This is a genomic window from Neptunomonas japonica DSM 18939, from assembly GCF_000422765.1.
Lineage (GTDB): Bacteria > Pseudomonadota > Gammaproteobacteria > Pseudomonadales > Balneatricaceae > Neptunomonas > Neptunomonas japonica.
On record NZ_AUGR01000002.1, the window covers coordinates 138,635 to 156,402 of the forward strand.

13 protein-coding genes are annotated in these 17,768 nt (G+C 45.2%); 7 read left to right on the forward strand and 6 right to left on the reverse strand.

Annotated elements, in window-relative coordinates; all coding sequences use genetic code 11:
* Positions 1-71 precede the first annotated feature (71 nt).
* From G511_RS0102710 to G511_RS0102725, 3 genes are all read left to right on the forward strand, one after another.
* Positions 72-4,835 carry an NAD-glutamate dehydrogenase gene (locus G511_RS0102710; RefSeq protein WP_028468265.1) on the forward strand — a complete coding sequence of 1,588 codons (4,764 nt, stop codon included), beginning with the start codon at positions 72-74 and terminating at the stop codon, positions 4,833-4,835.
* Between the two features lie 156 nt (positions 4,836-4,991).
* Complete coding sequence (locus G511_RS0102720) at positions 4,992-5,897, forward strand: DUF2971 domain-containing protein (protein ID WP_245573800.1); 906 nt, start codon at positions 4,992-4,994, stop codon at positions 5,895-5,897.
* 43 nt (positions 5,898-5,940) lie between these two features.
* On the forward strand, positions 5,941-6,384 hold the full coding sequence (locus tag G511_RS0102725; protein ID WP_245573801.1) for an Lrp/AsnC family transcriptional regulator: 444 nt from the start codon (positions 5,941-5,943) through the stop codon (positions 6,382-6,384).
* Positions 6,385-6,432: 48 nt separating this feature from the next.
* Here the strand turns inward: G511_RS0102725 and G511_RS0102730 are convergent, their stop codons facing one another.
* From G511_RS0102730 to G511_RS0102750, 5 genes are all read right to left on the reverse strand, one after another.
* A complete protein-coding gene (locus G511_RS0102730) occupies positions 6,433-7,323 on the reverse strand; it encodes a DMT family transporter (RefSeq protein WP_036551029.1) in 891 nt (296 codons plus the stop codon).
* A gap of 238 nt (positions 7,324-7,561) precedes the next feature.
* Positions 7,562-8,677 (reverse strand): DUF1513 domain-containing protein, encoded by a 1,116-nt coding sequence (locus G511_RS0102735; RefSeq protein WP_028468269.1) that lies wholly within the window; start codon positions 8,675-8,677, stop codon positions 7,562-7,564.
* Positions 8,664-9,791: an imelysin family protein gene (locus G511_RS0102740; protein WP_051221463.1), complete on the reverse strand. Its 1,128-nt coding sequence runs from the start codon at positions 9,789-9,791 to the stop codon at positions 8,664-8,666. Before G511_RS0102740 ends, G511_RS0102735 begins: the two co-directional genes overlap by 14 nt.
* Positions 9,791-11,275, reverse strand: a complete 1,485-nt coding sequence (locus G511_RS0102745; protein WP_051221465.1) for a di-heme oxidoreductase family protein — start codon at positions 11,273-11,275, stop codon at positions 9,791-9,793. The genes G511_RS0102740 and G511_RS0102745 overlap by 1 nt, the downstream gene beginning before the upstream one ends.
* A gap of 9 nt (positions 11,276-11,284) precedes the next feature.
* Positions 11,285-12,556: an imelysin family protein gene (locus tag G511_RS0102750; RefSeq protein ID WP_028468272.1), complete on the reverse strand. Its 1,272-nt coding sequence runs from the start codon at positions 12,554-12,556 to the stop codon at positions 11,285-11,287.
* Between the two features lie 80 nt (positions 12,557-12,636).
* Here G511_RS0102750 and G511_RS0102755 point away from each other — a divergent pair, with 80 nt between their 5' ends.
* Together G511_RS0102755 and G511_RS0102760 are read left to right on the forward strand one after the other, a co-directional pair.
* A complete protein-coding gene (locus tag G511_RS0102755) occupies positions 12,637-13,812 on the forward strand; it encodes a cytochrome-c peroxidase (protein WP_028468273.1) in 1,176 nt (391 codons plus the stop codon).
* A 178-nt stretch (positions 13,813-13,990) separates the two neighbouring features.
* Positions 13,991-14,281 carry a hypothetical protein gene (locus G511_RS0102760; protein ID WP_028468274.1) on the forward strand — a complete coding sequence of 97 codons (291 nt, stop codon included), beginning with the start codon at positions 13,991-13,993 and terminating at the stop codon, positions 14,279-14,281.
* Between the two features lie 75 nt (positions 14,282-14,356).
* On the opposite strand, the gene G511_RS0102765 is transcribed toward G511_RS0102760, so the two are convergent.
* Positions 14,357-15,025, reverse strand: coding sequence for an outer membrane protein (locus tag G511_RS0102765; RefSeq protein WP_028468275.1), 669 nt, complete (start codon positions 15,023-15,025; stop codon positions 14,357-14,359).
* Positions 15,026-15,414: 389 nt separating this feature from the next.
* Between G511_RS0102765 and G511_RS0102770 the strand changes: the two genes are divergently transcribed.
* Positions 15,415-16,128 (forward strand): response regulator transcription factor, encoded by a 714-nt coding sequence (locus tag G511_RS0102770; RefSeq protein ID WP_028468276.1) that lies wholly within the window; start codon positions 15,415-15,417, stop codon positions 16,126-16,128.
* Positions 16,125-17,738, forward strand: a complete 1,614-nt coding sequence (locus G511_RS0102775; protein ID WP_028468277.1) for a sensor histidine kinase — start codon at positions 16,125-16,127, stop codon at positions 17,736-17,738. Before G511_RS0102770 ends, G511_RS0102775 begins: the two co-directional genes overlap by 4 nt.
* Positions 17,739-17,768 lie beyond the last annotated feature (30 nt).

A 17,768-nucleotide genomic window follows, 5' to 3' on the forward strand; every position in this document is an offset into this window, starting at 1 on the left:
ATAATTTAAGCGTTATGATTTTTCATTGATCCCATTTTATCCCGATAAGCAAACAGTGGAGCTCACACTAAATGGACAGCGAGATAGCTAATAAAAAAAATAATAAAACCTTGATCAAATTAAAGGAATTGCTCCAAAAAAGACTAGGCGGTGAACAGGCCCCAAAAGTTGAGCAGTTTGCTGATCAGTTTTTCACTTACGCCCCTGAAGACGAAATTGCGCAACGACCGATAGAGGCTATTTACGGCGCTACTCTATCTTCCTGGTCCTTCCTCAAACAGTTTGATGCCTCGTGCTCTAAAATTCAGGTGTTTAACCCTGATTTAGAACAGCATGGCTGGCATAGTAACCACACGGTTGTACAAATTCTGACGGTGGACTCCCCTTTTATTGTTGATTCGATTCGTATGGAGCTTAATCGACAAGGTATTGGGATTCATGTGATTCAGAATGTTGTCTTATGGGTAGACCGTAAGGGCGAGGCTCTCAATGAGTTAACCAGTAATGGCGAGGGTGTTACTGAGTCGTACATTTATCTAGAAGTTGATCGTCATACCGAACCAGAACTGCTGAAAGACCTACAGTCAGAATTGATGCTTGCCATGTCCGCGGTGTCTGTTTCGGTTAATGACTTCACTTCGATGAAAGACCGCGCCGCAGGATGTGCAAAAGCACTAGCCGATGCAGGTTATGAGCAAGAGAACGCATTTACTGAATGGCTAATGGATGATCACTTTACTTTTTTAGCCAGTGATCAGGTTGAATTTAACGGCACCGAAATGCTTGTACAAGAGAACTCAGCGCTAGGCATGTTAACGCTGCCTGAGCTGGTTCAGCTTGGTAATACTGAGAGCTCTGAATTACCTTTGCGGGTTGAGCGCCATTGCGAGCGCTCCAGAGTACATCGTCCTGCGTATTTAGATTTAGTGATTATTAGCCACTTCAACGAACAAAACGAATGTGTTGGCGCCACGCGTTTTCTTGGTTTGTACACCTCACCTGTTTATCGTGAAAGACCTAAGCGCATACCAATGATTCGCCAGAAAGTAGAGCGCGTCTTAGCGCACTCTGGCTTTAATCCTCATGGCCATAGTGGTAAGTCTCTTGAACAGGTATTGATCGATCTTCCACGTGATGAGTTATTTTTAGCATCAGAAGAAGAGCTGTATCAGATAGCGCTTAAGATATTCTATTTGCAGGAAAGACGACGTGCCTGTTTGTTAGTGCGTGAAGATAAGAGCGGTCAGTTCTTTTCATGCTTGTATTACGCACCACGTGATCTCTTTAGTACGGCACTGCGTTTGAATGTGCAGCACTTGCTAGAGAAAGTCTTTAATGCACAGGATATTGAGTTTACCAATTCATTTAGCGAGTCCGTATTGGCTCGTACCCATTTTGTACTTCGTGTTAAACCAGGTCAGGAAGCGCCTGACCTTGAGCAGCTCGAAGCTGAAGTACAAGAGTTGTCGCGTTCATGGAATGATGACCTGCAGAGCGCACTGATTGAAGCCTGTGGAGAAGAGCAAGGTACAACTCGTAGTAACCTTTATCGAGAGTCGTTTCCTGTTGCGTATCGCGAGCATTTTACGACGCTACATGCCGTGCACGATATTGAAAAGATGGAACTGCTGGCTAAACAGCCTCTAAGCATGAGTTTTTACCGTCTTCTTGAGCAATCTCAATCGGTATTGCGCTTTAAGTTATTTACCGCAGAAGAGCCGCTCATTCTATCTGACGTTATTCCTGTGTTAGAAAACTTAGGTTTACGTGTGGTGGGTGAGCACCCTTATGTGGTGAGCTGTGTTAACGGAAAAACCTATTGGATTCATGATTTCTCGTTATCACACCGTGGTGGCTCAGAGCCGATTGAGCTAGATGAAGTTAAAGATATTTTCCAGCAATCTTATGCCGCTATTTGGCAGGGACTGGCTGATAATGATGAGTTTAACCGCTTAGTACTGGGCGCGGGTTTAAATTGGCGTGAAGTAGCGATGTTGCGTGCTTATGCTCGTTACAACCAACAGATTCGCTTTGGCTTTAGTCAGGCGTACATTGCTGAAACCTTGACGCGTCATACACAGGTTAGCCGTTTGCTGGTGGCGCTGTTCCGTGCGCGCTTTGATCCAACTCGTCAGGCTAAAGGCAAAGTACAAGCATTAGTCGGGCGTATTGAAAGCAGTATCCTTGATGCGTTGGATAAGGTTGATAACCTTAACGATGACAAAATTCTGAGACGTTTCCTTGAGCTTATTAAAGCAACGTTACGTACCAACTTTTTCCAGCTCAACGAGAACAATGAGCCTAAAGAATACCAATCCTTTAAGCTTAATCCGCACTTAGTCGCTGATATACCTAAACCGTTACCTATGTTCGAGATGTTTGTTTATTCACCTCGTGTTGAAGGTGTACATCTACGTGGTGGTAAGGTTGCTCGTGGTGGGTTACGTTGGTCAGACCGTCAGGAAGATTATCGTACTGAGGTTCTGGGCTTAGTTAAAGCACAGCAAGTAAAAAATGCGGTTATTGTACCGGTTGGCGCAAAAGGTGGTTTTGTTGCTAAATGTCTACCGCAAGGTGGCACACGTGATGAGATACTCGCTGAAGGTATTGCCAGCTATAAGATCTTTATTCGTGGTTTACTTGATGTGGCAGATAACTTACAAAATGGCGAAGTTATCCCTCCTGAGAATGTGGTCCGTCATGATGAGGATGATCCTTACTTGGTGGTCGCCGCTGATAAAGGCACAGCGACATTCTCTGATATTGCCAATGAGATTGCCGAGACTTACGGCTTCTGGATGGGCGATGCATTCGCTTCGGGCGGAAGCCAAGGGTATGACCATAAAGGCATGGGAATTACCGCCAAGGGCGCTTGGGAGTCCGTTAAACTGCATTTTCGTGAAATGGGTATCAATACCCAAACAGACCCATTCACCGTTATCGCTGTAGGCGACATGGCAGGCGATGTGTTTGGTAATGGTATGTTGCTGTCGGATAAAATCCGCTTAGTGGCCGCATTTAACCATATGCATATCTTTATCGATCCTACGCCTGACGAAGCAAGTAGCTTTGTCGAACGCCAGCGCATGTTTGCACTGCCGCGCTCTGGCTGGGAAGACTATAACACTTCACTAATTTCTAAAGGCGGTGGTGTTTTCCTTCGCTCAGCTAAATCGATTACGCTGACACCCGAGATGAAGAAGCACTTCGATATTAAAGAAGACAAGCTTTCTCCGAATGATTTGATCTCTGCTTTATTGAAAGCACCTATCGACCTTTTTTGGAACGGTGGTATCGGTACTTATGTGAAATCCAGTCAGGAAAGTCATTCAGATGTGGGTGATAAGGCGAATGACTCATTACGTGTCAATGGTAATGAGCTGCGTTGCAAAGTACTGGGAGAAGGCGGTAATTTAGGCTTTACTCAATTAGGACGTATTGAGTTCTGTCACAACGGTGGTGCTTGCAACACCGATTTTATCGATAATGCCGGTGGGGTTGATTGCTCCGACCATGAAGTTAATATCAAAATCTTGCTCAATAAATGTATTGCTGATGGCGACTTAACGGTTAAACAGCGTAATGACTTGTTACGTGACATGACTGATGCTGTAGCAGTACAAGTGTTGAAAAGTAACGACAGACAGGCAAGAGCGCTCAGTTTAGCGCTTGAACATGCCGGAAAATCTCAGGATGAATATGTTCGTCTGATGGATCGTCTTGAAGATGAAGGTCGTTTGGATCGTGATTTGGAGTTTTTACCCGATAACGAGGCTTTACAGCAGCGCCAGCAGGCCAAACTGCAGCTTACTAGGCCTGAGCTATCGGTTTTGATTTCCTATACCAAGGCGGAGCTTAAAGAGCAGTTAACGCATACCTGGATTACTGACGACCCATACGTCAAGAATGAGATTAAAGAAGCCTTTCCTGAACAGCTGGTTGAACGTTTCCCTGAGGCGGTGCAAGACCATCAGCTGAAGAAAGAGATCATCGCAACCCAGGTGGCTAATGCGATGGTGAACCATATGGGTATCACTTTCACTAACCGCATGATGGAAACCGCAGGCCAGTCTGCAGATCAGGTGGCAGTTGCTTATCTGGTAGCGCGAGATGTGTTCGAACTGCGTGAGATCTGGGAACAGATTGAAGCACTAGATAACATCGTACCAACGGGCGTGCAGCAGCGAATGATGGTTGATTTGTTACGCTTGATGCGTCGTGCAAGCTACTGGTTGCTACGTAATGTCTGTAACCGAGGCTGCTTTAAAGTACAGGAAGTGATTAACCGCTTTAAGCCAGCAGTAGCAGAGATCAGAACATCGTTTACTGAGTTGCTTTCAGGTGACTTGAAAACGCACTGGTTAGGCCAATGCCAGAAGCTCATTGATGTAGGCATTCCTGAAGACCTTGCTGCGCGTATTACGTGTGCCGAGCGCTTGTATGCGGCTCTTGCTATCAGTGAAGTGTCTGATGAGGTTAACCAGCCGATTCTCAACACGGCAGAAGTTGATTTCTGGTTGGGCGAACGGTTACAGCTGGATTGGGTGAGTGAGCGTATTCGCCAAATTGAGCCTGAAAACCACTGGCAGTTGTTGGCTCGTGAAGGCTTCAATGAAGATCTGAACACGCAGCAAAGCCGTCTAACACGCTCTGTATTGATGAGTGATAGCGAGTTAAGTGGGCAAGCACTCGCGCAAAGCTGGCTTGAGAAAAACGAGCCAGGCTTGAAGCGTTGGGAGCGTGTATTAGGAGAGCTACGCTCTACCACTGATGCCGATAGTGCTACCTTTACGGTTGTTATTCGCGAACTAACAGAGCTGTCTAAAAAGCTATAAGCAACAGCTGAGCTAAATTAAAGGGGTTCTCATACAGCGTATGAGGCCCCTTTTTTATGAGTGTTTTTCTAATTGCGGTCTTTGTGCGTTGTTTGAGCATAGCCTCCTGGAGATAGGCTGCTGCGCAAAGTGTGCTAATGTTAATTGTACGTTCGCATGTTTAATTTGAGAGGCACGGCTCAGGATATGGTTAGCGAAATTACCCAACAACTCTACTCCGATACACCCAGTGAAACGATTTACCACTATACATCTTTCTCCGGTTTGTTAGGTATAGTGGCCAGTGGCTCGCTATGGGCCAGTGATATTCGCTACATGAATGACTCCGCCGAATTGAACCACATGGTGACCTTGATACGTGAAGAGGTAAACGAGCGTATTACCCTAGGCCACCCTAACCCTAAGCTACTGAACCAGTTTGAAGATTGGATAGCTCGGCGGGTGACAAACGGTCATATGTTATTTGCTGGATCGTTCAGAGCCAATGGTAATTTATTGAGCCAATGGCGAGGCTACAGTGAACTAGGCAAAGGCGTTAGTATTGGTTTTGATCCCAAGCAAATACTCGCATGTGCGCGCAAGCAGTCGTTTATGGTGGGTAAGTGCATCTATGACCGTAAACGCCAGCGCGCCCTGATCCATCAAATAGTAGACTTTGTGGAAGACCTCGCTGCTTTGTCGTGTGGTGCGCATGGTTGTCGTGATGACTTAGTGTTTGCCGAAGTATTTGAGCAAGTTGAGAGTGATTTGCTACGTATTGCAGCGGTACTTAAACACCCTTCTTTTCAGGAAGAAGAGGAATGGCGCATTGTTTCACCGGTCATTACCGATTTTAAAGACCCCTCAGTGCATTATCGTGAAGGTACCTCGATGCTGGTGCCCTTCTTTGAGTTTTCGCTGGTAGCTCCCTCTGAAGAAAAGCTACAGATTCAGCATATATTTTTAGGTCCCACTCCCAATATTAACCTCTCAATGAACTCTTTATCAATGTATCTAGCGAAGGAAGGAGTAGCGCCTAAGCGAGGAATTGGCTATTGTCAGATCCCCTATCGACAGCGCTAATGTTGCTGTTTTTTAGTCGCTTTTAAGGAAAGATTTTGCAGGTATGATTGATAATATAAACCGCCGTATTCTTAAAGCGCTACAGCATAATGCTCGTATCTCCTATGCTGAACTTGGCAAACAGGTTCATCTTTCAGCACCGGCAGTAGCTGAGCGCATCCGAAAATTAGAACAAGAAGGCGTTATTAGCGGCTATTCCGTATCAGTGGATATGGATAAGTTGGGGCTTCCTGTTGTAGCGATTGTGCAATGTAAAGTGTTTCGCGCTATGGAGCGCCAGTTTAAAGAGCTGCTGCTAACGATTCCGGATATTATCGAATGTTATAACACCACTGGAGAGCAAGCGTTTGTCATTAAAATGGCCACTGTATCGATGGCCAGATTAGATGAAATATTAGAACTCTTTGGTGATATGAGTGACACCAATACCATGATGATTCTTTCAACACCGGTACACCGAACGCTACCCGATACTTTTTTTGAGTAGACTTTTTTGAATAAGCTTTTTGTGTAAAGCTTATTCTGTTAGCGGCGGCTAAACGGCACTTTGCTCAATGGCTACTTTGCTTTTTCGCTGAGGCCATTGGCTAATCAGCATTCCTAATAGCATTAATCCACACCCTGTCAGCTGGTTGTTAGTGAGTTGCTCGTTGAGCAATAACCAGCCTCCAATAACGGCAAAAACAGCTTCTGTGGATAAAATAAGAGCGGTGACGCTAGGTTCAACTTGGCGCTGAGCAATGATCTGAAGTGTGAAGGCGATACCACTAGAGGCGACACCAGCATAAAGCAAAGGTAAAAGCGCCAGCTCAAATTGCGCAAGAGTGGGCTCTTCAAAAATAAGCATGGCGGCAGTGGCTAAAACCGTTGCGACCAGGAACTGCATGATAGTTAAGCTAATGGCGTCTACTTTACGGCATAACCAGCCTAAAATGAGTACATGGGCTGTCCAGAAAAGCGCTCCCACAAGCTCTAATGCATCGCCTTTGTTGACGGTTAAATCATCAGATACTGACAGTGCAAAAAGCCCCGCCAGTGCAAGTAAAACCCCACACCAGGTCTTCATATTAGTCGCATGGCCCAGAGCAATTCCGGCAATCGGAACCATAACTATGTACATACCGGTGATAAAACCGGCATTACCCGCTGTGGTGTATTGCAATCCTATTTGCTGAAAACTAAACCCTGCAAACATAACTGTTCCGGCGACTAAGCCACCAATGAACAAGTCTTTGTTTAGCGGAAGTTTGTGCTTACCTAAAATGAGCCACAAAGGAACAAGAGAAAACGCACCTAATAAAAATCGAGCAGCATTAAAGCTGTGCGGGCCAAGGTGCTTCATCCCAGTGGTTTGCGCAACAAAGGCAAAGCCCCAAATGGCGGCGACCAAAACGAGAAGCGCGTGAGATGGTTTCAGTGTGTTCATATGTGTAAGCGTCCAATAGAGGGTCTTGAATGGAGCTATTGTAAGGCGGGAACACACGTGGGAGACAGAGACTAACTAACGAAAACAAAGCAGGATGGTTTAATAATCAATGTTGTTAGCTGTTTTTGCTTTGCTTTCGTAAGCTTTACTGTTTTTTGACTGATGAGAGGTTAAAAAGCCTATTTTTATTGGCTCAAGCTATAGAGAAACGCCAGCAACAGCTGTTTAGGCGCGTAGATTAAACCTGCGCGATCTTGGATAGATGGTTATCCCATTTTACCTTGAGCGTTGTTGGGATGGCTGTACGCGTCATTTTTTGGCTATTCAGTGTATACAAGCGGCCGGTTCCAGAGCTCACTATAAACTCCCCGGCGTCTTTTGCTTTGGCGATACCACAGCCATCGCTTACCTTAATGGCGGCATGAAACTGCTGCGTTTTTATATTCCAAAGTGTAATCAAGTTACCTCGCGGTGCAGACACCGCTGCAAAATCACCTGTGCTATCAAAGCAAGCACTGCCGCAATATTGGTTAAGACGTCCATTGATTTGTGCTGGGATAGTTAATGTCTGGATCGCTTCGCCACGAGAATGCAGAGCAACAAGAGGCACAGAGTCGCCAGGGTTTCCCTGATACTGCATAGCCATAATCACTTGACCATTGGGTGAGATATCAAGATGTCGAATGCTGGATTGGTGATATTGAGGAGGCAAATATACTTGCTCTAGTAACTCGCCGCTGTGGATATCTACATAGGCTAATGAGGGCTGCATTGACTCGAGATTAATTTTTTCGCGGCCTTTGGTTTTTATGCCTCCATTAGCAATTACCATGGTTTTTTGGTCAGCAGATAGACGCAACTCATGCGGGCCAATACCGGCGGTAGAGTGCTCTTTTACTATTTCAAAACCCTGCTGGATATCACGAACGACTAGTCGCCCATTTTCTTGTGAGGGTTTTTTTTCTGTGGTGAGTAGGTAGCGGCCATCGGTAGTGACTTGAGCGTGCCCGTATAGATGGTAACCGTGACTAGAATTAAGTCGCTTTACTAAGCTCCCGGTTTGATAGTTGAAGATATCAATAGTGGTGCCGGGACGGCGTGCTACCGCTAGCACCCATGGCTGTGTGGGGTGGCTTACTATTTGATGAGCACGGCTTGGTAATAAATGCTGGGCGACCTCTTTGCCAAGACCATCAAACAAGTACAGATAGAACAAGCCATCGGCTGCTTGGCTTGCTGAAGCAAAGCGTTGTGTGCCTAAGTTATCCACAGCCGCTAGTGTTATGTGGCTGTGTAACAGAGCGGGCGCGGCAGCAGCCCAGCCAAGAAACGTACGGCGATTAATCCCCGTCACGACTGTTGAATCCGAGTTGAATATTGAGAGTCTGCATAGCGGCGGCTAATTTACCCTGCAGAGCTTTTAACTGGTCGCTGGTGTGCATCAAGGTTTGATATGTGTCAGCTGTGACGTTTAATTGAGTAACAGCGGGTATGTTTTTCAGCTCTTCACTGATCAGATTAAACTCTGCTTCAATTGCGTGGGCATTTAACTTATCCCCCGCCGCTTCGAGCAATGTTTTAACGCTGGAGGGCTGTGTACCACTGTATAGCTCATGTAAAGCAGCCAGATTTTGTTGGATATTATTAACAGACTGCTCGCTGCGCCATGATTCGCTTTTCTTCCAGCGGCTTTCCTCGGCAGAGGCGGCTAATGGCTTCAGTAGTTTGTTGTCACGAATTGCCTCTACTGGCTCAACGAGAGACTTCATGAACTCTGTGGCGGCTTCTGAAGGAGTTTCGTAGACTTGATAGGCCGCAACATGGCTAGCGCCGGGAAGTACTTTTTGGCCTGCCAGTGAGATCTGTCGGGCTTCTTCTGTCCACTCGCTCTGGATAGAGAGTGATGTTTCGTGAATATGCTGGGCGATTGCAGCAGCAAGGCTGCATTCAACGGCTTTGCTATCTTGTATATGCTTATTATTGGCAAACAGTAAGCGCTCTAGTGCAGGAAAACCTTTTAAGCTGATGCTAGCTGAGCGGAAAAACTCATCGTCAAATGTCTGATCTGTTGTCTTTAGAATAGACTTGAGTTGCTTTGCGCCCGTATTTTTTTTGTCCGGCCAGTATTGTAGCGAGTGATTACGCATCAGCATGGTGACGGGGCCAAACTGTATATGCTGTACACCTTGCCAGCTTGCTTGAGCGGTTTTAAAGCTTGTCTGGGCAGCGTTTAAGTTATCGCTGCTAGGGGTTGCACACAAACGCGCCAGTTGTTGTGACATCACAGCACTGTTGTCTGCTAAGTGCTGGTAACGTGGTAAGACATGCTGCTCGATAATGGCATTGTTTAATGTGTGCCATTGCTCCTCAGAGGGAGCTTGTGACGATGCAGCGTGAACAACACCTGCTCCTAATATAAATAAAGTGACGCCGAGTAGCACAGGTGTCAGCGAGCCGGTAGGTAACATTAGAGAGACTCCAAAAAAGTGATTAAATTGTTTCTATCTTGTAGTGGTAGTTGCATGAAACTAGCTTTACTCGCTTGAGCTTCTCCACCGTGCCAAAGAATGGCTTCGTATAAATTTCTAGCGCGGCCGTCATGCAAAAACTGAGTATGCCGGCTAACGGCTTTTGTTAAGCCTACTCCCCACAGAGGTGGAGTGCGCCACTCACGCCCCGATGCCTGAAACTCTGGACGATGGTCAGCCAGCCCTTCGCCCATATCATGTAGTAATAGGTCTGTGTAAGGCCAGATTACCTGGTTAGCTTGAGCTGCAGGTACATCGCTCGGCGTTTCATAACGAGGTGTATGACAGCGCTGGCAGCCTATTTGTGTAAAGGTAGCTTGTCCATTAAGGACTGCTGGCGTATGACTATTTCTTCTTTTAGGAACAGCGAGGTTACGTGTGTAAAATTCTATTAAACTCACCATTTGAGCAGATGCCTCAGCATTATCCAAATGTGCGCTATTACCGTTGGTAAATGACTGGCAGTCAGTTTGTTGTGCGGTGCACTCACCTGCCCCTGAAGGGAACATGGGTGATGATATACCAATGTCAGAATGTAGGGCTGCATTATTTTGTTGTAGCAGTGTTGGGTTTCCTGCTTTCCAACCAAAACGCCCTAGAGTGGTTTGTTGTTGCTGGATATCCCAGACGCGGTTGGCTCGCCCAGAAATACCATCCCCATCGATATCGTTTGGGTCTTCTTTGGCAAGAATGTCTGTTTCGCTGATAGCTGCCAGTAACCCAAGGCCTATCATCGGGGGAGCGATGCGTGGGGACATCTGTATATTGTTTGGTAGTGGGCCGTAGTTAAGCTGCTCTATTGTATATTCTGGCGCACGTAACGAGATTGCACTTTTCTCTGTTGGACTAGGAGCTTCTGTGGATAACTTAATGGGTATTTCGTTATAACGTATTGTTGCTTTTCCTTCAGCAAGCAGCCCTTGTACCGAAGAATCTTGTAATTGAGTGCCATATGTCGGCTCGGGAACCACGCCAATGAGACCTGCTGCTAAGTCTGCTTTATGTTGTTCTGTTTGTGCGGGAATGCTTATGCGCATCATCATAGATGCTGCCATGTGGTCGGGATTTTTAGTATTTGTAGGCTGGCCGCGACCATTTCGAATATGGCAACTTAGGCATGATCGAGCATTATAAAGTGGGCCAAGACCATCGCTAGCCGTTGTCGATGATGGCGAAGACACCCATATTTTCTCAAATAAGCTTTTTCCCAGAACAAACGAAAGTCGCTCTTCTTGAGTCAGGTTGGCTTGGGGCAATGAAAAAATATGTTTGCTAACCGCAGGTTGAGAGCTGCTGGCGTTCTGAGTAGAGGGCAAAGGTGCAGCAGCGTACGCTTTAGAAAACAAAGAAAGGTTAGACGCGGTTACTGCTGTAAAAGCAGCAACCGCGCCGATAAGTACCAAGATGAAAAAAGATTTTTTCATGCGCTCGTATTAATTTGCCAATATAGTACTTGGGTTATCTAGGCTATCAGAGCCTTCTAGTTCAATATTGTCTAGCTTTAATACACGCATCGCTTTTTCAATTGAACGAGTTTGTGTTGTGAGAGCGTCAACAGTTTTCTGTACGACAGCATTACCTGCTTGGTTACCGCTGGCGATCAGTACATCAAATGTATTGCCCATGCCTGCTTGGTCAACCATTGCTTGCATAGCCGCTTCTGTAGCATCTAACTCTGCACGTAATTGCTGATCAACTTCAGATGATTCAGCACGTACCATTGACGATAGGCTTGGCCCTTTAACGACACTGCCATCAACGCGAGTGTATTCGCCGAGGTAAACGTTTTTAATCCCTTTGGCATCAAAGTAGTGTGAGTTATGAGTGTTATCTGAGAAGCAATCATGTTCTTCTTCAGGGTCATGCAGCATTAAACCAAGCTTTATACGCTCCCCTGCTAGTTCTCCATAAGAGAGGCTGCCCATACCACTAAGGATAGTAGCGAGTGCTTGGTTATCACTTTTAGCGGCCAACTCTTTACGCGCCGCACCGCCGTCTTTCCAGTTGTTTGCCATCTCTTCTAGATCGGTAATTAGCAGTGTTGTAACCGCACTTAGGTATTCACGACGACGCTCACAGCTGCCACCCGTGCAGTCTGTTAGGCTGTAATCAGTTACTGGGCGGATGCCTGCCCCTTTTTCTGTGCCATTAAGGTCTTGGCCCCATAATAAAAACTCAATAGCGTGGTAGCCAGTCGCAACATTTGCCTCAACATCATCAACTTCATGTAATGTCTCGGATAGTAGCTGTGGAGTGATGTGGGTTGCATCAATAGTGGTATTGCCAAGTTTCAGAATAGGGTTGGCAACTACGTTAGCGGTATACAGTAAATTTTCGTCTGACTCTTCGCCATAACTACCATTGTTAACATAATCGATAAGTCCTTCATCCAAAGGCCATGCATTTACTTTACCTTCCCACTCATCAACAATCGCGTTGCCAAAACGAAACGCTTCTGTTTGCTGGTAAGGTTCACGAGCATCAATCCATGCTTGCTTGGCTGCATTTAGACTTGCTTGAGTAGGCGATGCTAACAGCGCATCAATAGATGTTTTGAGCGTTTTAGCTGTGGTAAGGGAGTCGCCATAAGTCGCTTCGGCAATATCACCATATGTATCGATAACAGAAGTTGCATTGTTGGCTAGCACTGCACCGCTAATGGTTCCAAGTGCAACTGTGAGTGCTAGTTTTGTAAATGTTTTCATTAGAAAAGTCCTGAGATGAAATTCTTGGATGAAAATATAAATGATAAGCGTTATCATTACAAACAGTGTTGTTATTTTTTATGAATATTTTCGGAGATGTTACGTTGAGAACGGCAAGCGTATTTTTGTTAGCTTCGGTCGCGCTATTCAATATTAGCGCTGTAAATGCAGTTCCAACCCCTTCGCTTGAAAGCTCCCAAGTAGAGAGTCAAAAAGCAACACTAGGGCAGCAGTTGTTCTTTGATGTTAATTTGTCACAAAATCGAACACAGTCATGTGCGAGCTGCCATGCGCCTGACAAAGGTTTTTCGGACCATCGCGGTTCAGGTACCGCTTTAGCTGCATCGCTAGGTGATGATGGGAAATCGCTGGGTGATCGCAATGCTCCATCAGCCAGTTATGCCGCGTTTTCACCGCATTTTCAGAAAACATCAGAGGGTGTTTTTAAAGGTGGACAGTTTTGGGATGGCCGCGCTGATTCTTTAGCGGAACAAGCGGGTGGCCCACCGCTAAATCCTGGCGAAATGGGGCTAGCAAATAAAGCCAGCACGGCTGCTCGAATACAAGAAAACAGCCAGTACCAAGTAGCTTTTAAAGGCATTTATGGAGACGCTATTTTTGAAGATGCAGATAAAGCCTATGCTGCCATGAGCGATGCCATTGCCGCCTTTGAGGAAAGCGAGTTTTTCTCCCCGTTTGATGCCAAATATGATCGTTATTTACGCGGCGAGTACCAATTAACACCGCAAGAAGATTTAGGCCGCACCCTTTTCTTCTCCCAGCAGTTCACCAACTGTAACCTTTGTCACCAATTACGTACCTTGCCAGAGCAGCAAAAAGAAACATTTAGTAACTATGAGTTCCATAACATTGGCGTGCCTGTTAACACAGCATTACGAGCAATTAATGGCACTACTCAGCTTGACCAGGGTTTGCTTAACCATCCTGACGTAGACGATGTAGCCCAGCGCGGCAAATTTAAAACACCGACACTGCGTAATGTTGCGGTGACCGGGCCCTATATGCATAACGGCGTTTTTACCGACTTACGCACCGTTATCCTGTTCTATAACAAATACAACAGCCGTAGTGTAAAACGACAGATCAACCCAGAAACGGGAGAGCAATGGCGTGAGCCAGAAATTGCGCAAACTCTCTCACGTAAAGAACTGGAAACGGGCCCCGCTTTGGATGATAAGCGTATTGATGCGCTGGTGGCTTTTTTAAAAACGCTGACTGATAAGAGATATGAATAACGGTTAGCGTTTTGTTCAGAGCAAATAAGGCGTCATGCTTAAGCTTAAAAGTATAAAGATTGGATATAACAAAAGATTTTTAAAATAAGTTTTCTTATTTCAGTTTGGTTTCAGCTACGGATTTTAAAGTAGCACCATCACAGCGAAACACGCTGAATAACTTTAAGGAAACAACATCATGAAAACTCTACTTACGGCTACTCTTCTTTCTTCTGCTCTTTTCGCTTCACAGGCATTTGCTGCTGGCCTAAGTGATTTTTCTGAACACTCGGTTGAAGCTAACCTCGCTGCCGGTCATGTTGCTTCAGCGCAAGGTTTTGCATCCGTTGATAGCCCACTGTCTAACGTAGGAGTATCAACAGAAGCACAGCTAGATAACGCTAGTCAGGATATCGTTAGCACTTATGGCAACACTGTTGTATTTGCAGGCTTGATTGCACCGGCTGGATCAACAGAAGCTCAGCTGTAAGTTATATCTACAACCTTGAGGCCATAACCGCGTCGTATGGCTTCAAGGCTCTATTACTTTACGTAACTCTGACTGTTAGAAAGAGTAACTTAGCGCTAATTTCATGCTGTCATAATCAAGTTCGTTAGGATTGATTTTTCCAGGGACTGCAACTTCTGGTAACGGTGAGAAATCTACATCATTAATACGTGTGTACTCCCCTTTAACCGACCACTTATCATTGACTGCGTATTCAAAGCCAAGCCCTAGTGTTAGGCCTACTTCGCTTTCGCTGCCGCTGCGCATAGGGGGGGCGAATGGGTAACTGTTATGAATATCAAAATCTAAAGCAGTAGCCCCTGCAATACCGTAAACAGAGAACTTATGAGTGACATCTACACCGGCTTTAAAGTTAACGCCGTAGCTAGATTGCAAATCAATCTTCGTTTGTAGCATGTTGTTGATATTTGTAGTGCTGGCATTTTCATCGTTATAGAAGACTTCAGCAGCAACAAATACATCATCAGTTACGTGATATTTATAACCAAGGTGCAAACCTATCGCTACATCGCTTTCTTCTGCAAAGCTTGTGATGCTTGGGCTTGTTGCTAGTCCTGTATTACGTTCAATGCTATGGGACAAAGTAGAGCTTTGAATATGTCCACCTAGGTAAAACCCATCACCTGCTTGTGCTGCATTACTTAAACTTGCTGTGGCTAGGGCGGTAGCGACGCTGATACCTAAAATTCTGGCGCTCTTGTTCATGTTATTTTTCCTTAGGTTGGTTGTTGCGCGTCTTTGCTACCACAAATCAATTGAAGGGGATTGTTTAGAGTAGCTGCACGAATTATGTTTAGTCTTTTTAAATCACCGTTACTGGCTAAGCGCAGTTTACGGGGGGTTATGCACAAAGTTATCGCAGCAGTCTTCTGTGTTTGTGGTAAATCTATCTGTGATTAATAACAGCTTGGGATAATGTTGGCTTCGATGTGATATTTAAGCTTTTATTGTGAGAGTTTCGTGATATTTAGCAGGTAGAATCTTAATAAACGCTCATGTAAAGCGTGTAGTTCGTAAGGAAAATAGAGTGCTACTGGTTTAACTCTGTTGATATTGCAGGCAACCATTTTGACATGGTGGGTTCAAAGCTATTTATGGAAAACAAAAAAATACTGATTGTCGAAGATCAGGATGATATTGCAGGATTACTGACATTGCACTTTACTGACCTGGGCGCTGAGGTTACACACGTGTCTGATGGGCATGAAGGGTTACGCCTTTCCAGTTCTGTGGAATGGGACCTGCTTATCCTCGATATCCAACTGCCGGGTCCATCTGGATTAGAAATTTGTAGAAATGTTAGGCGCAATGTTGGTTATGTACCTATTTTGCTACTAACATCGCGCTCGAGTGAGCTTGATCGTGTTTTAGGACTCGACCTAGGTGCAGATGATTATGTGACTAAGCCCTTTAGTGTCATGGAGCTTATCTCCCGCGTTAAAGCTATTTTTCGGCGCGTGAGTGCTATGCAAAAAGTGATACCGCAAACGGCGAGCATTATTCGCATTGGTGACCTCTGTATTGATGAAGAGCTGCACCAAGTAACACTCGCTGAGAAAGTTATTGATTTAACGGCACGCGAGTTTGATCTGTTGCTGCATTTTGCTAACCAACCAGGGCGTGTCTTTCGTCGCTCCGAGCTACTTGATGGCGTTTGGGGTTACGGTCATGATGGTTATGAACATACCGTTAATTCACACATTAATAGGTTACGCTCAAAAATTGAAGAAGACCCGAACAACCCAAATATCATTGTCACAGTATGGGGTGTTGGTTATAAACTGGATTCACAAAGGCTCGCCTCATGAGAACCACCGCTACAGTGGCGACGTCACCCCCTTCAGCTGAAGATTACTCGATGAAGCGTGGTATCACAAGTACGCTCAGCTCCCGCCTTTCCATTGCGGTAATTATGATAGTGATTGCCGTTGGTATGTGCGTGATGGCGGCGAGTCAGGCGTGGATGAGGATATATTACGAAGAGTTGACGCAAAAACTGAATGCCAGTATTGCCATGTATATTACGGGTGAATATCAGCTAATACAGGGCGCTGAAGGTTTACCTAACGTCGCTGCAATTCAATCTTTGGCGAACCAAGCTATGATTATCAACCCGATAGCAGAGGTTTATTTACTCGATATTGACGGAAAAATCATAGCGCACGCCCTACCGCCTGAAACCAACGTGCAAGCGGCGGTTCCACTAGAACCTATAAAACAGTTTTTGGCTGGTGACACAACATTTCCTATTCGTGCCAGTGATCCACGCCATATAGGCATTGATAAGATATTTTCAGCAGCTGAAATACGTTATACCGATACACTACAAGGCTACCTGTATGTCGTTCTTGGAAGCGAGGTTTACGATGGTATTGAGGATGGCATACAAAGCAGTTATAGCCGTTCGATGATACTGGTGACTATCCTTGTGATTACATTGGCTGCTGCGGTCATAGGAGTCCTTATTTTTAACCTGTTAGTGCGGCGTCTGAATAAGTTAAGTCACAAAATGCATGGCTTTAGTGAGTTAACATTAGATGCTCGGCTGTTTGATGTTAAAGAGCTTAAGCCCCAATCTTCTAATGATGAAATTGATCTACTGACGCTCACCTTTGAACGGATGTCGACAAAGATTCGCCGCCAACTTGAGATGCTTAGTGATGCGGATGAAGTTAGGCGAGAACTTATTTCTAATGTATCTCATGATTTGCGTACCCCACTGTCTACCGTGCAAGGATATCTTGAAACGCTGCTGATTAAGAATGGACAGCTTACAGAGGCGCAGAGGCTCGAATACTTAAATACTGCTATGAAAAGCTCTCAGCGGCTTGGGCAATTAATTGGAGACTTGTTTGAGTTGTCCAAACTGGAGTCTACACATGTAGTACCTAACTTCGAGCAGTTCTCTTTGGCTGAGTTGATCTTCGATATTATTCAGGAGTTTAGTTTGGAGGTGAGTGCTAAAAATATTCATATTGATGTACGCAACGACCAACATAATGCAGTCGTTTTCGCTGATATTAGCTTGATTCAGCGGGTGTTTGAGAATCTTATCCGTAATGCGATCGCCTACACGCCTGATAATGGAGAAATACTTTTTCTCATAGAAGCGACAGAGCACAGTGCTGCTGAAAGTGAAGGCAAAAATACCGCTAAAACTTTAGGTAGTTGTATAAAAGTAAGCGTTGTTGATACAGGGCGTGGAATTAAGGAAGAAGACTTACCTTTTATCTTTGATCGTTTTTATATCAATCCTGACTACAGCCGGGAAGATACGCATTCGACAGGTTTAGGGTTAGCAATAGTAAAACGCATACTCGACTTACATGACACCAGTATTCAAGTGCAAAGTACACTTAATCAGGGCTCTCGATTTATATTTTCTCTGCCAAGGACTAGCGCCGCTTTAATGTCATAGCAGGTGATGGATGAGTTGTTAGGTGTATGC

Excerpts from the sequence above, each read along its gene's own strand:
- G511_RS0102770 (WP_028468276.1), top strand. The coding sequence starts at position 15,415 with ATGGAAAACAAAAAAATACTGATTGTCGAAGATCAGGATGATATTGCA.
- G511_RS0102730 (WP_036551029.1), bottom strand. The coding sequence starts at position 7,323 with ATGAACACACTGAAACCATCTCACGCGCTTCTCGTTTTGGTCGCCGCC.
- G511_RS0102745 (WP_051221465.1), bottom strand. The coding sequence starts at position 11,275 with ATGAAAAAATCTTTTTTCATCTTGGTACTTATCGGCGCGGTTGCTGCT.
- G511_RS0102765 (WP_028468275.1), bottom strand. The coding sequence starts at position 15,025 with ATGAACAAGAGCGCCAGAATTTTAGGTATCAGCGTCGCTACCGCCCTA.
- G511_RS0102760 (WP_028468274.1), top strand. The coding sequence starts at position 13,991 with ATGAAAACTCTACTTACGGCTACTCTTCTTTCTTCTGCTCTTTTCGCT.
- G511_RS0102750 (WP_028468272.1), bottom strand. The coding sequence starts at position 12,556 with ATGAAAACATTTACAAAACTAGCACTCACAGTTGCACTTGGAACCATT.
- G511_RS0102710 (WP_028468265.1), top strand. The coding sequence starts at position 72 with ATGGACAGCGAGATAGCTAATAAAAAAAATAATAAAACCTTGATCAAA.
- G511_RS0102720 (WP_245573800.1), top strand. The coding sequence starts at position 4,992 with ATGTTTAATTTGAGAGGCACGGCTCAGGATATGGTTAGCGAAATTACC.
- G511_RS0102775 (WP_028468277.1), top strand. The coding sequence starts at position 16,125 with ATGAGAACCACCGCTACAGTGGCGACGTCACCCCCTTCAGCTGAAGAT.
- G511_RS0102755 (WP_028468273.1), top strand. The coding sequence starts at position 12,637 with ATGAATATTTTCGGAGATGTTACGTTGAGAACGGCAAGCGTATTTTTG.
- G511_RS0102725 (WP_245573801.1), top strand. The coding sequence starts at position 5,941 with ATGATTGATAATATAAACCGCCGTATTCTTAAAGCGCTACAGCATAAT.
- G511_RS0102740 (WP_051221463.1), bottom strand. The coding sequence starts at position 9,791 with ATGTTACCTACCGGCTCGCTGACACCTGTGCTACTCGGCGTCACTTTA.